11 protein-coding genes are annotated in these 14,147 nt (G+C 71.2%); all 11 read left to right on the forward strand.

Annotated elements, in window-relative coordinates; genetic code table 11:
* Position 1: 1 nt before the first annotated feature.
* Complete coding sequence (locus ACUYTF_RS09770) at positions 2–1,897, forward strand: 5-oxoprolinase subunit B/C family protein (protein ID WP_449279664.1); 1,896 nt, start codon at positions 2–4, stop codon at positions 1,895–1,897.
* A 6-nt stretch (positions 1,898–1,903) separates the two neighbouring features.
* Entirely contained in the window at positions 1,904–2,953 is a 1,050-nt protein-coding gene (pheS, locus tag ACUYTF_RS09775; protein WP_449279665.1) for a phenylalanine--tRNA ligase subunit alpha, read from the forward strand.
* The gene (pheT, locus tag ACUYTF_RS09780) at positions 2,953–5,520 is read left to right on the forward strand and encodes a phenylalanine--tRNA ligase subunit beta (protein WP_449279666.1); all 2,568 of its coding nucleotides are present in this window, start codon (positions 2,953–2,955) and stop codon (positions 5,518–5,520) included. Before pheS ends, pheT begins: the two co-directional genes overlap by 1 nt.
* A gap of 238 nt (positions 5,521–5,758) precedes the next feature.
* Complete coding sequence (locus tag ACUYTF_RS09785; RefSeq protein WP_449279667.1) at positions 5,759–6,679, forward strand: VOC family protein; 921 nt, start codon at positions 5,759–5,761, stop codon at positions 6,677–6,679.
* 132 nt (positions 6,680–6,811) lie between these two features.
* On the forward strand, positions 6,812–7,453 hold the full coding sequence (locus ACUYTF_RS09790) for an FCD domain-containing protein (RefSeq protein WP_434142670.1): 642 nt from the start codon (positions 6,812–6,814) through the stop codon (positions 7,451–7,453).
* Complete coding sequence (locus tag ACUYTF_RS09795; RefSeq protein ID WP_434142671.1) at positions 7,450–8,973, forward strand: MmgE/PrpD family protein; 1,524 nt, start codon at positions 7,450–7,452, stop codon at positions 8,971–8,973. The genes ACUYTF_RS09790 and ACUYTF_RS09795 overlap by 4 nt, the downstream gene beginning before the upstream one ends.
* Positions 8,974–8,975: 2 nt before the next feature.
* Positions 8,976–9,875 (forward strand): methylisocitrate lyase, encoded by a 900-nt coding sequence (gene prpB, locus ACUYTF_RS09800; RefSeq protein ID WP_434142672.1) that lies wholly within the window; start codon positions 8,976–8,978, stop codon positions 9,873–9,875.
* A gap of 44 nt (positions 9,876–9,919) precedes the next feature.
* Positions 9,920–11,107, forward strand: a complete 1,188-nt coding sequence (locus ACUYTF_RS09805; protein WP_449279668.1) for a bifunctional 2-methylcitrate synthase/citrate synthase — start codon at positions 9,920–9,922, stop codon at positions 11,105–11,107.
* A gap of 186 nt (positions 11,108–11,293) precedes the next feature.
* Positions 11,294–12,052, forward strand: coding sequence for a GntR family transcriptional regulator (locus tag ACUYTF_RS09810; protein WP_449279669.1), 759 nt, complete (start codon positions 11,294–11,296; stop codon positions 12,050–12,052).
* 81 nt (positions 12,053–12,133) lie between these two features.
* Positions 12,134–12,910: an enoyl-CoA hydratase-related protein gene (locus ACUYTF_RS09815; RefSeq protein WP_434142675.1), complete on the forward strand. Its 777-nt coding sequence runs from the start codon at positions 12,134–12,136 to the stop codon at positions 12,908–12,910.
* A 96-nt stretch (positions 12,911–13,006) separates the two neighbouring features.
* Entirely contained in the window at positions 13,007–14,080 is a 1,074-nt protein-coding gene (gene argC, locus ACUYTF_RS09820; RefSeq protein WP_449279670.1) for an N-acetyl-gamma-glutamyl-phosphate reductase, read from the forward strand.
* The last annotated feature ends 67 nt before the right edge of the window (positions 14,081–14,147 follow it).

Raw genomic sequence — 14,147 nt, forward strand, 5'->3', positions numbered from 1 at the left:
CATGAGCACCTGTACCGCGGCGCAGCACCGGGCCGTCGGTGACCGTGCCGTCATCTACGACCTGCCCGGCCTCGACCGGGTGCTCGAGTTCGCGGCCGTCGTGCGGGAGCTGGGAGTCTCGGGAGTGATCGACATCGTGCCGGCGAGCCGCACGGTGCTCGTCGTCTGCGAGAGCCGCGCAGCGGTGCGGGCGGTCGTTGCGGCGGTCGCCGGCGCGGGCGCGGAGGCCGGCGTGCGGGAAGCGGGCCGCATCGCCGAACGCCCGGGCGATGGCGCGGGCGGGCCGATCATGCACGACATCGCTGTGCGCTACGACGGCGAAGACCTCGATGAAGTCGCCCGCCTCACCGGGCTCGGCCGCGAGGCCGTCGTCGACGCGCACACGCGCACCCTTTGGCAGGCGGCCTTCGGCGGCTACGCACCGGGCTTCGCCTATCTCGTCGGCGGCGACCCACGTTTGCGCGTGCCGCGCCTCGATTCGCCGCGCACCGCCGTGCCGGCGGGCTCCGTCGCGCTCGCCGGCGAGTACTCGGCCGTGTACCCGGCCGAGGCGCCCGGCGGCTGGCGGTTGATCGGTCGCACGGACGCCCCGGTCTGGGACGCGTCGAGACCGCGCCCCGCCCTCATCGCGCCGGGCGACACCGTCCGGTTCACGGCCGTGCGCGAGCGCGTCGATCTGCCTGCTCGCGACGGGCGGATCGCGCCCGAGGCGCCGCCGCCCGCCGGGCCCGCCGAGCACGCCGCTGCTCCGAAGCCGGACGAGCACCTGCACGCCCCCGCCGCCTGCACCGTGCAGTGCACCGGCATGCTCGCGCTGCTGCAGGATCTCGGCCGGCCCGGCAACGCCGCGATCGGCGTCGTCGCCTCGGGCGCGCTCGACCGCGATGCCCTGCGTCGGGCGAACCGAGCGGTCGGCAACGCCGAGAGCGCGACCGCGATCGAGTTTCTGAACGGCGGCCTCGCGATCACGGCGGAGCGGCCGCTCGTCATCGCCCTCGACGGCGCCGAATCCGCCGCGCTCATCGACGGCGCCCGTCACGCGCCCTGGGGCGCAGCGTTCGCGCTCGGAACCGGGGAGACCCTGCGCATCGCCGCGCCCGAGCACGGCCTGCGCGGCGTGCTCGCGATCGCCGGAGGCATCGCGGCGCGGCGAGTGCTCGGCAGCGCCGCGCACGACAGCCTGTCGCGACTCGGGCCGCCGCCCCTCGCGTCGGGCGACCGCTTCGAACTCGCGGAGGACCCGGCCCCGGCGCTCCCTGGTGAAACGACCGCAGCTCGGCCCGCGGCCACCGTCCCGGGCCGAGCTGCCCCTGCCGCCCCGCGGCGACCCGACCCGCGCCCCGTGCTGCGCTTCGTGCCGGGCCCGCGCGACGATTGGTTCACGCCCGAGGCCCTCGCCTCGTTCGCCGCGCAGCGCTGGCAGGTCGATTCGCGCTCGAACCGCATCGGGCTCAGGCTCGCGGGCGCCCCGCTCGAGCGCGCGAAACCGGGCGAACTGCCGAGCGAGGGCATGGTGCACGGTTCGATCCAGGTGCCGCCGAACGGGCAGCCGCTCGTCTTCCTCGCCGACCACCCCACGACCGGGGGCTACCCGGTCATCGGCACCGTCGTCGACGCCGACCTCGACCGCGCGGCCCAGTTGCGGCCCGGCACCGAGGTGCGCTTCGCCGCGGTGGACCCCGACGGCATCGGAGATCCGCTCGACGACGGCGCCCCGCCCGGGCCGGAGGCGCCCGAGCGCGTCGAGGCGGTGCTCGAGGTCGATGGGCGCAGACGCGCCGTCGTGATACCCGGTGCACTCGCCGCAGCCCTCGACGCCGCCGCGAGCGCGGGTGATCGGCGGCCCCTCGAGCTGATCGTGCGCCAGATCGTGCGCGCGCTCGAACGGGTAAGATAGAGCCTCGTGTCAGACACTCCCAGCACCCATCCGATCACTCAGGAAGCCGTCGAGGCCGCCGTCGAGGCCGCGCTCGCCGCATTCGCCTCCGCAGCGACCGTCGCCGAGCTGAAGGCCGCGCGCACCGAGCACTCGGGCGACGCCTCCGCCATCGCGCAGCTCAACGCGCAGATGCGGCAGGTTCCGAAGGACGAGAAGGCCGCGACCGGCAAGCTCATGGGCCAGGCCCGCGGCCGCATCGAGGGCGCCTACAAGGGGCGCGAGGCCGAGCTCATCGCGAAGGAGGCGGCCGAGCGGCTCGTCGCCGAGACCGTCGACGTCACCCGGGCGCCCGTGCGCGCCCGCATCGGCAGCCGGCACCCGCTCGCGCAGCTGCAGGACGAGGCCGCCGACATCTTCATCGGCATGGGCTGGGAGATCGCGGAGGGCCCCGAGCTCGAGCACGAGTGGTTCAACTTCGACGCCCTCGGATTCGACCCCGACCATCCGGCGCGCGCGATGCAGGACACCTTCTTCGTGGAGCCCGCCGACCGGCACCTCATTCTGCGCACCCACACCTCGCCGGTGCAGATCCGCTCGCTGCTGAGCCGCGAGCTGCCGGTCTACGTGGTGTGCCCGGGCCGGGTCTACCGCACCGACGAGCTCGACGCGACGCACACCCCGGTGTTCCAGCAGATCGAGGGCCTCGCGATCGACAAGGGGCTCACCATGGCCCACCTGCGCGGCACGCTCGAGCACTTCGCCCGCCAGATGTTCGGCGAAGCGGCGAAGATCCGCCTGCGCCCGAACTTCTTCCCGTTCACCGAGCCGTCGGCCGAGATGGACGTGTGGCAGCCGAACGCCAAGGGCGGCGCGCGCTGGGTCGAGTGGGGCGGCTGCGGCATGGTCGACCCGCGGGTGCTCGCCGCTGCAGGGATCGACGCCGACGAGTACCAGGGGTTCGCCTTCGGCATGGGTATCGAGCGCACCCTGCAGTTCCGCCACGACCTCAACGACATGCGCGACATGGTCGAAGGCGACGTCCGTTTCAATCGTCAGTTCGGAGGGCTGGTCTGATGCGTATTCCGCTGAGCTGGTTGAATGAGTTCGTCGCGCTGCCCGAAGGGACGACGCCCGAGTCGGTGCACGCCGATCTCGTGCGCGTCGGCTTCGAGGAGGAGGACATCCGCCGTTTCGATCTGAGCGGGCCCCTCGTGGTCGGCCAGGTGCTGTCGCGCGAGCCCGAGCCGCAGTCGAACGGCAAGACGATCAACTGGTGCCAGGTGCGCGTCGCGCCCGAGGGCCGGCAGGCCGCCGACGGGGGAGCCGACGTGCGCGGCATCGTCTGCGGCGCGCACAACTTCGAGGTCGGCGACAAGGTCGTGGTGACGCTGCCCGGCTCGGTGCTGCCCGGCGGCTTCGAGATCGCGGCGCGCAAGACCTACGGCCACGTCTCGGACGGCATGATGGCCTCGGCGCGCGAGCTCTCGCTCGGCGAGGATCACGACGGCATCATCGTGCTCTCGCGCCTCGGCCTCGACCCCGAGGTCGGCGCGCTCGCGCTCCCGCTGCTCGGCATGGACGACAGCGCGGTCGAGATCAACGTCACGCCCGATCGCGGCTACGCCTTCTCGATCCGCGGCGTCGCGCGCGAGTACGGCCACTCGACCGGCCGCGACTTCACCGACCCCGCCGGGCTCGTGACCCCGGCGACGCCCGAGGGCTTCCCGGTCGCGCTCGAGGACGCGCAGCCGATCCGCGGCCGCGTCGGCGCGACCGGCTTCGTCGCCCGCGTCGTCACCGGCATCGACCCGTCGCGACCGACCCCGCCGTGGATGGTCGCGCGGCTGCAGCTCGCGGGCATCCGCTCGCTCTCCTTGGCGGTCGACATCTCGAACTACGTGATGCTCGAACTCGGCCAGCCGCTGCACGCCTACGATCTCGCGAAGCTCGACGGCGGCATCACGGTGCGCCGTGCGCAGAGCGGCGAGACGCTCGTCACGCTCGACGGCAAGGAGCGGGCGCTCGACCCCGAGGATCTGCTGATCGTCGACGAGTCCGGCCCGATCGGCCTCGCCGGCGTCATGGGCGGGGCGTCGACCGAAGTCGGCGAGAGCACCGTCGACGTGCTCATCGAGGCCGCCGCCTTCGACCCCGTGTCGATCGCGCGCACCTCGCGCCGGCACAAGCTGCCGAGCGAGGCGTCGAAGCGCTTCGAGCGCGGCGTCGACCCGCTCGTCGCGCGCGCCGCGGCGCAGCGCATGGTCGATCTGCTCGTGGAGCTCGCCGGCGGCACCGAGAGCGCGCTCGGCGCCGAGATCGTCGCGCCGCGCGAGCCGCAGCAGGTTTCGCTGCCGATCGCCCGCGTGAACGGACTCACCGGTGCCGACTACACCGAGGCCGAGATCCGCTCCGCCATCGCGATGATCGGCTGCGAGGTCGCCGACGGCGCCGACGGCGAACTGCTCGTCGCGCCGCCGAGCTGGCGCTCGGACCTGTCGCGCGCCGCCGACCTCGTCGAAGAGGTCGCCCGCATCGTCGGCTACGACCGCATCCCGACAGTGCTGCCGGTCGCGCCCGCCGGTCGCGGTCTGACCCGCGAGCAGCGCCTGCGCCGCCGCGCGGCGAACTCGATCGCGGCCGCCGGTCTCGACGAGGTGCAGAGCTACCCGTTCGTGTCGCGCGCGCAGCTCGACGCCTTCGGCGCCGGGGCCGAGGAGGGCGAGCCGGGCGAGCAGATCGCCGCGATCCGCCTCGCGAACGCGCTCGACAGCGAGCACTCGTTCATGCGCCGTTCACTGCTGCCGGGCCTCGTCGGCGCCGCCCAGCGCAATGTGTCGCGCGGAGTTACCGATCTCGCGCTCGTCGAGTTCGGTTCGGTGTTCGTGCCGGCGGAATCCCGGCTCGGCACCGACTTCGTGCCGCCGCTCGCGGAGCTGCCGAACGACGAGGTGCTCGCCGAACTGAACGAGTCGATCCCCGACCAGCCGCGCCGCGCCGCCGGCCTGCTGCTCGGCGACGCCGTCGCGAAGCAGCCGGGCACACCGGAACGCGAAGCTGACTGGGCCGACGCGCTCGATGCGGTGCGCGCGATCGCTGCCGCCGTTTCGGCCGAGATCGTGGTCGCGCAGGGATCGCATCGCGCCTTCCACCCCGGCCGAACCGCGGAGATCTCGGTGCGCGTCGCGAACGACGTCGAGGGCGATGAGGGCGGCCTCGAAGTCATCGGCGTCGCCGGCGAGCTGCTGCCCGAGCTCGTACAGGGGCACCACCTGCCGGGCCGCGTCGCGGCGTTCGAGCTCGACCTCGAGCGTCTGATCGAGCTCGCCCCGCGCGAGCCGCAGCCGGCACCGCTGTCGAGCTACCCCGCGGCGACACAGGATCTGACGCTCGTCGTCTCGGCCGACATTCCCGCCGGAGACGTGCTCGCCGTCGTGGTGGCGGGTGCGGGCGAGCTGCTCGAGAGCGCCCGCATCGTCGACGACTACCGGGGGCAGGGCATCGTCGAGGGCGAGAAGGCGTTGACCTTCGCCCTGCGCTTCCGCGCCGCCGACCGCACGCTGAAGGCCGAAGAGGCGAGCGAGGCGAAGCTCGCGGGCGTCGCCGCCGCCGAGACCGCGTTCGACGCGCACCTGCGCGAGTAGCCCGCCGACCCGATGCGCTGCCAGGGGCGCCGGTCGGGGGAGCCGGGATTCCCGGCGCCCCGACCGGCGTTCTGCACGAGCGCCTCGTGGCCTGCAGCTCCCTTCGGTGCCGGTGCCGGAACCTGCGACGGCGCCGGACCCGTTGCCTGAACGGCCGCTCCGAGCGCCGGCGATGGCTCTGCCGTTTCGGGCGATTCCGTGCCACTCTGGAGGGAGGGCCGGACGAAGGGCAACGATCATGGGGCAGCAGCGCATCACACCGCACATCTGGTGTCACGGGAACGCCGAAGAGGTCGGGGCGTTCTACGCCTCCGTACTGCCGAGCACCCGGTCGAGGATCGAATCGCGATATCCCGAGACGGGGCTCCTCGACTTCCAGCGACCGCTCGCCGGCGAGCCGCTCACGGTGGGCGTCGACATCGACGGCTACCGTCTCGTACTCATCAACGCCGGCGACGAATTCACCCCCGGGCCGTCGCTGTCGTTCGTGCTGAACTTCGATCCGCTCATGTTCGGCGGTGACGAGGCCGCGGCCCGTGCCGGCCTCGGCAACATCTGGCGCGAGCTCGCGGAGGGCGGCAAGGAGCTCATGCCGCTCGGCGAATACCCGTTCAGCAAGCGCTACGGCTGGGTGCAGGATCGATTCGGCGTGAACTGGCAGCTCATGCTGACCGACCCGGCCGGCGACCCGCGCCCCTTCGTCATCCCGGCGCTCATGTTCGACGGCGCGGCGCAGGGGAGCGCGGCGCAGGCGGCCGACGCCTATGTCGCGCTGTTCGCGGGCACCCCGGGCGGCTCCGAGATCGGCCACCGTATGCCGTACGGCGAACCCACGGGCAAGGCGAGCGGCGAAGCTCTGGCATTCGGCGAGTTCCGCATCGGCGAGCAGTGGTTCATGGCGTCGGACAACGGTTCGGGGGTCGACTTCGGCTTCGACTGCGGCGTTTCGCTCGAGGCGACATGCGACGACCAGGCCGAGATCGATCGGCTCTGGGAGGCGCTCTCGTCGGAGCCGCGCGCCGAGCAGTGCGGCTGGGCGCAGGATCGCTTCGGGGTGAGCTGGCAGATCGTGCCCGCGCACCTGGACCGGCTCCTCGAGCGGCCCGGCGCCTACGACAGGCTCATGCGGATGAAGAAGATCGTCATCGACGAGCTGTGATCCTGGCGCGGAGCACTCCCGCGTCGGCTCCCACTGATGGGCTTTTGTGTACGCAATTTCCTGATTCACGCCAAAAGTGTTGAGAAGCCTCCCTTTTATGTATACGCTAAGGGTGTCCGAGGGAGGTGCACCATGCGAGCGAGCGATCGAGCCTACGCCACGCTGCTGGAGGAGATCCAGAGCGGCGCGCTGGTGCCCGGGGCCGTCATCGCCGAGTCGGAGCAGGCCGAGCGCCTGGGCGTGAGCCGTACTCCCATGCGCGAGGCGATCGGCCGTCTCGAAGCCGACGGACTCGTGCTGCAGCAGTCGCCGCGCGTCACGGTCGTGTCGGGCTTCGACACCGACGTCATCCGCGATCTCTTCGAGACCCGTCGCGTGCTCGAGGAGGCCGTCGCCCGCCTGGCAGCGAAGCGCGGCGACCGCGCGGTCTTCCTCGAACTCGCCGCAGCTTTCCGCGCCGCCCACCCCGAAGCGGGCGAGGTCGCCGCCGACGACTACTACGCGCTCATCTCGCGCTTCGATGCCGCCGTCGATGCGGCAGTGGGCAACCCGTACCTCACGCAGGCGCTGCGCACCATCCGCACCCACCTCGTCAGGGCACGACGGCTGGCCCGGGACAACGCAGAACGTCTGCGCGCCTCGGTCGCCGAGCACGAACTCATCGCCGAGGCCATCGCGGCCGGCGATACCGAACTCGCGGCACATGCGACGCATCTGCACCTGCATCATGCGCTCACCGCGATTCTCACCTCAGTGAAGGAAGGACAGCAATGACCGTCAACCACCACGTTCGCGTCTACAAGAGCGAAGAGAACCTGGCACGCGAAGACCAGCTCGCCTGGAAGATCGCCGAGGTCGCGACCGATGCGGTAGAGGTCGAGGCCGACGTCGTCGACATGATCATCAACCGCATCATCGATAACGCCTCGGTCGCAGCGGCATCGCTGAACCGCGGCCCGATCATCGCGGCGCGCGCGCAGGCGCTCTCGCACCCCGTCTCGACCGGCGGCCAGGGGTCGTCGATCTTCGGTCTCGCCGCTGAGCAGAGCAGCCCCGAATGGGCCGCCTGGGCGAACGGCGTCGCCGTGCGCGAGCTCGACTACCACGACACCTTCCTCGCGGCCGAGTACTCGCACCCCGGCGACAATATCCCGCCGATCCTCGCCGTCGCCCAGCACGTCGGAGCCGACGGCCGCGCGCTCGTGCGCGGCATCGCGACCGGCTACGAGATCCAGATGGACCTCGTGCGCTCGATCTGCCTGCACAAGCACAAGATCGACCACGTCGCCCACATCGGTCCGTCGGCCGCCGCCGGCATCGGCACCCTGCTCGGTCTCGACACCGAAACCATCTACCAGGCCGTCGCCCAGGGGCTCCACACCACCACCGCCACCCGCCAGAGCCGCAAGGGCGAGATCTCGACCTGGAAGGCGCACGCCCCCGCCTTCGCGGGCAAGATGGCCGTCGAGGCCGTCGATCGCGCCATGCGCGGCCAGACCTCGCCGTCGCCGATCTACGAGGGCGAAGACGGCGTCATCGCCTGGATGCTCGACGGCCCCGACGCATCGTACGAGGTGCCGCTGCCCGCGCCCGGCGAGGCCAAGCGCGCCATTCTCGACAGCTACACCAAGGAGCACTCGGCCGAGTACCAGGCGCAGGCCTGGATCGATCTCGCGCGCAAGCTCCACGGCGAGCGCCCCGAGCTCGCGGACCCGGCGAACATCACGGCGATCGTGCTGCATACGAGCCACCACACGCACTACGTGATCGGCTCGGGCGCGAACGACCCGCAGAAGTACGACCCGCAGGCCTCGCGCGAGACGCTCGACCATTCGATCCCGTACATCTTCGCCGTCGCGCTGCAGGACGGCGGCTGGCACCACGTCGACTCGTACGCACCCGAGCGCGCCGCCCGCCCCGACACCGTCGAGCTGTGGCACAAGATCACGACCGCAGAAGACGCGGAGTGGACCCGCCGCTACCACTCGGAGGACCCGGACGAGAAGTCGTTCGGCGGCCGCGTCGAGATCGAGCTCGCCGACGGCACCCGGCTCGTCGACGAGATCGCCGTCGCAGACGCGCACCCGCTCGGCGCGCGCCCCTTCGCCCGCGAGCAGTACATCGCCAAGTTCCGTCTGCTCGCCGATCCCGTGCTCGAGCCCGCCGAGATCGAGCGCTTCCTCGAGCTCGTGCAGCGCCTGCCCGAGCTCACGGCCGACGAGGTGCGCGAGCTCAACATCATCGCGAAGCCGGGCCTGCTCGACCTCGCGGCGGCACCGAAGGGCCTGTTCTGATCATGCTGTACAGCAAGACGAACCCGGCCGAGAAGCGCAGGCTGTTCCGCGAGCGGCTCGCGAGCGGCGAACTCCTGCGCTTCCCCGGGGCCTTCAACCCGCTCTCGGCGAAGCTCATCGAACGCAAGGGCTTCGAAGGCGTCTACATCTCGGGCGCCGTGCTCGCCGCCGACCTGGGCCTGCCCGACATCGGTCTGACCACGCTCACCGAGATCGCGACCCGCGGCGAGCAGATCGCCCGCATGACCGAGCTCCCCGCAATCATCGACGCCGACACCGGTTTCGGCGAGCCGATGAACGTGGCGCGCACCATTCAGACCCTCGAGAACGCCGGCATCGCCGGCTGCCACATCGAAGACCAGGTCAACCCGAAGCGCTGCGGCCACCTCGACGGCAAGGCGACCGTCGACGAGAGCACGGCGATCAAGCGCATTCGCGCCGCCGTCGATGCCCGCCGCGACGAGAACTTCCTCATCATGGCGCGCACCGACATCCGCGCCGCCGAAGGGCTCGACGCCGCGGTCGACCGGGCGAAAGCCCTGGTCGACGCCGGCGCCGACGCGATCTTCCCCGAGGCGATGCGCTCGCTCGAGGAGTTCGAGGCGATGCGGAAGGCCGTCGACGTGCCGCTGCTCGCCAACATCACCGAGTTCGGCAAGAGCGAACTGTTCTCGGCGCAGCAGCTCGCCGATGTCGGCATGAACATCGTCATCTGGCCGGTCTCGATGCTGCGCATCTCGATGGGGGCGACGGGCCGCGCGCTCGACACCCTGAACGAGGAGGGGCACCTGACCTCGAAGCTCGATGAGATGCAGCATCGCGCCGACCTGTACGACCTCATCGACTACCAGGACTACAACCACTTCGACACCAGCGTCTTCAACTTCTCCGTGGACCGCTAGCGGTCCGCGCCGAATTTCCCAGTCGCCAAACAAGGAGTCAGAACATGACTGAGACCGAGATCAAGAAGGGCCTCGCGGGGGTCGTCGTCGACTACACCGCGATCTCGAAGGTCAACCCCGAATCGAACAGCCTGCTGTACCGGGGCTACCCGGTGCAGGAGCTGGCCGCGACGCAGCCGTTCGAGGCGGTGGCCTACCTGCTGTGGAACGGCGAGCTGCCGACCGCGGAGCAGCTCGCCGAGCTGCGCCGCGAGGAGCGCAGCCACCGCGTGCTCGCCGACAACGTGAAGGCCGCGATCGATCTGCTGCCGCTCGACGCCCATCCGATGGACGAGGTGCGCACGGCGGTCAGCGTCATCGGCGCCTCCGACGCCACGGGCTCGGGATCGGTGCTCGATGCCTCGGGCAGCCCGGAGGAGAACCTGGCCCGCAGCGTGCGGCTCTACGCCGCGCTGCCGAGCATCGTCGCGTACGGCCAGCGCCGCCGCCGCGCCCTCGACATCGTGGAGCCGCGCGACGACCTCGACTACTCCGCGAACTTCCTCTGGATGACCTTCGGCGAGGAGCCCGAAGAAGTCGTGGTCGACGCGTTCAACCGCTCGATGATCCTCTACGCCGAGCACTCGTTCAACGCTTCGACGTTCACCGCTCGCGTGATCACCTCGACGATGTCCGACCTCTACTCGGCGGTGACCGGCGCGATCGGCGCGCTCAAGGGACCGCTGCACGGCGGCGCGAACGAGGCCGTGCTGCACATCATGAGCGAGATCGGCTCGGCGGACCGGGTGGAGGCGTGGCTCGACCAGGCGCTCGCCGAGAAGCGCAAGATCATGGGCTTCGGCCACCGCGTCTACAAGAAGGGCGATTCGCGCGTGCCGACGATGAAGGCCGCGCTCGACACGCTCATCGAGCACTACGGCCGTCAGGACGTCGCCGAGCTCTACACGAAGCTCGAGAGCGAGTTCGTCTCGCGCAAGGGCATCTACCCGAATCTCGACTACCCGTCGGGCCCGGCCTACAACCTCATCGGTTTCGACACGCTGACGTTCACGCCGCTGTTCATCGCGTCGCGCATCACCGGCTGGACGGCGCACATCATGGAGCAGGCCGCCTCGAACGCGCTGATCCGCCCGCTGTCGGCGTACAACGGGGTCGACGAGCGCCACATCGACGGCTACGTCGCCGATGCCGCGGCGATCGACGCCGCGAACCGCGAACCCGAGCAGGCCTGATCAGGTCGTCGCACCGCGGCGAAACGCCCGGCCGGAACGATCCGGCCGGGCGTTTCAGCGCGCCCCTGAGCAAGATGCCCGGGCGCATCGGGGCACGGGCTGACTAGAATCAGTCGCACAGGGGGTCGGCCGCAGCGGCCGGGAGTTGAGGATGGCAGAGTGGCAGTGAATTCGGAGCAGCTATCCGTGCCACTCGATCGAGCGATGACGGCCGTGGAGGTCTCCGAGGCGATCTGGGACCAGGCGAATGCCGACGGACTCGGCCCGGGCGACCGGATCGGCGCCGAGCGGGAGCTCTCGGCACGGTACGGCGTCAGCCGCTGGGTGGTCAGGAAAGCGCTCGAGCAGCTCGAGAACCAGGAGCGCGTGCTGCGCACGAACGGACGCAACGGCGGAGTCTTCCTCGCCCGCAGCAAGGTCATGCGCGATCTCGGCGGGCCGACCGCGCTCCCGGAGTACGTGCAGCCGCACGGCCTCGCGGTCGGCGTCACCGTGCTCGGAACCGCGACCATCATCGCCGATGTGCGGCTCGCCGCGCTGATGGAGGTGCGCGAGGGAATCTGGCTGCTGCAGGTCGACCGCATCAGGCTCGTCGGAGACCAGCCTCTGAGCCTCGAGACGACGTGGCTGCGGGCAGACCTCTTCCCGAACCTGCTCAACCGTTCGCTCCAGGGGTCGCTCGTCGAGCTCCTCGAGACCGAGTACGGCCTGGTGCGCGGCGAGGCCGTGGAGACGATCAGCGCTCGACCGGCGGCGCGCGAGCACCTCGCTCCGCTCCAGGTGAGCGCCGGCACGCCGATCCTCGAAGTGACGCGCGCCGCCCGCATGTCGAACGGCGAGATCTACGAGTACAGCGAAGAGCGCTTCCGCGCCGATCGCACCGAGATGGTGCTGCGCTCGCCGGCGGGCGGGGGCACGGTGCGCCGTTTCATCGGGCGCGAATAGTCACGCAGTCGCGACCGCATCGGCGAAGACGGTAGCGTGGGGCTCAGCCCATCGGCACGATCACCCGAACGAGGAGCGCGCATGACCGAGTACACCGCCATTTCGACCGAGACCGCCGGCCGCGTCGCGACCATCACCCTCAATCGGCCGGAGGCGCTGAACGCGCTGAACTCGACGCTCGTGCGCGAACTCATCGATGCGGCGCTCGGCTTCGACGCCGACCCGGGAGTCGGAGCCATCGTCATCACCGGGTCAGAGAAGGCATTCGCCGCCGGAGCCGACATTAAGGAGATGGCCGACGCCGGCTACTCCGACATGCTGCTCGGCGGCCCGTTCCCGAGCTGGGGCGGATTCGAGCGCATGCGCACGCCCGTCATCGCCGCGGTCGCCGGCTACGCGCTCGGCGGCGGCTGCGAGCTCGCCATGATGTGCGACATCATCATCGCCGCCGACACCGCCAAGTTCGGCCAGCCCGAGATCAATCTCGGCATCCTGCCCGGGTTCGGCGGCTCGCAGCGTCTGCCGCGCGCCATCGGCAAGTACAAGGCCGCCGAGATGGTGCTGACCGGCCGCCAGATGGGGGCCGAGGAAGCGGAGCGCAGCGGGCTCGTCTCGCGCGTCGTGCCGGCCGCCGAGCTGCTCGCGGAGGCGGCGAAGACCGCACAGGCGATCGCGTCGAAGTCGCTCGTCGCCGTGTACGCGGCGAAGGATGCGCTGCAGGCCGCGCAGGAGATGCCGCTCGCGGAAGGCCTGCGATTCGAACGCCAGGCGTTCGCGGCGGCCTTCGCGACCGCCGACCAGAAGGAGGGGATGGCGGCCTTCGCCGAGAAACGCGCAGCCGACTTCACCCACCGCTGAGCGCACCGCTGGGCCGACCGCCGACCGGGTGCCGTGGGAAGTGCCAGAATAGGGAGCGTGCGGGCTCGCGGGAGCCGGGTGAGTGAAGGAGCGTCGATGAGCTATTCGGTTGCGGTCGCTGGAGCGAGCGGATACGCCGGGGGAGAGCTGCTGCGCCTGCTCGCGCAGCACCCCGAATTCGAGATCCGTACGGTCACGGGGCACTCCTCCGCCGGGCGCCCGCTCGCGGAGTCTCAGCCGCATCTGCGATCACTGGCCCACCTCGTGCTGCAGCCCACCGACCCCGCGGTGCTCGACGGCCACGATATCGTCTTCTTCGCGCTGCCCCACGGGGCTTCGGGCGAACTCACCGCGCAGCTGAACGACGTGCGGCTCGTCGTCGACTGCGGCGCCGACCACCGCCTCACGAGCGCCGACGACTGGGCGCAGTTCTACGGCGGCGACTACTACGAGTCCTGGAGCTACGGCGTGCCCGAGCTCATCGTCGCCGAGCGCGCCCCAGACGGCGCCGTGGTGCACCGCCGGCAGCGCGAGCACCTCGTCGGTGCGACCCGCATCGCGGCTCCCGGCTGCAACGCCTCGACCGTCTCGATGTCGCTGGCCCCCGGCATCGCCGCGGGCGTCATCGAAGCGGGCGATATCGTCTCCGTGCTCGCCGTCGGCCCGTCGGGCGCCGGCAAAGCCGCGAAGACGCACCTGCTCGGCGCCGAACTCATGGGCACCGCCAACCCCTACGCCGTCGGCGGTTCGCACCGCCACATCCCCGAGATCAAGCAGGCGCTGCGCGGCGCCGGCGCCGCGCACGAACCGAGCATCAGCTTCACCCCGGTGCTCGTGCCGATGAGCCGCGGCATCCTCGCCACCTCGACGGCGCGCATCGCGCCCGGCACGACCGCGGCAGAGGTGCGCGCCGCCTGGGAGACCGCCTACGCCGACGAGCCGTTCGTGCACCTGCTGCCCGAAGGGTCGTTCCCGCGCACGGCCGATGCGCTCGGCGCGAACACCTGCCTCATCGGGCTCGCCGTCGACGAAGCGGCCGGCCGCGTCGTCGTCGTCGCGGCGCTCGACAACCTCGCGAAGGGCACCGCCGGGGCCGCGATCCAATCGGCGAACATCGCGCTCGGCCTCCCCGAACCCGCGGGGCTGCCGGTCGACGGAGTCGCGCCGTGAGCCGCGCGACCCGGCTGACTGCCGCCGATCCCTGCCGATGCCCCAGGGGCACCGTCGAAGGGCGAGA

This window comes from Leucobacter sp. GX0328 (genome assembly GCF_053567315.1).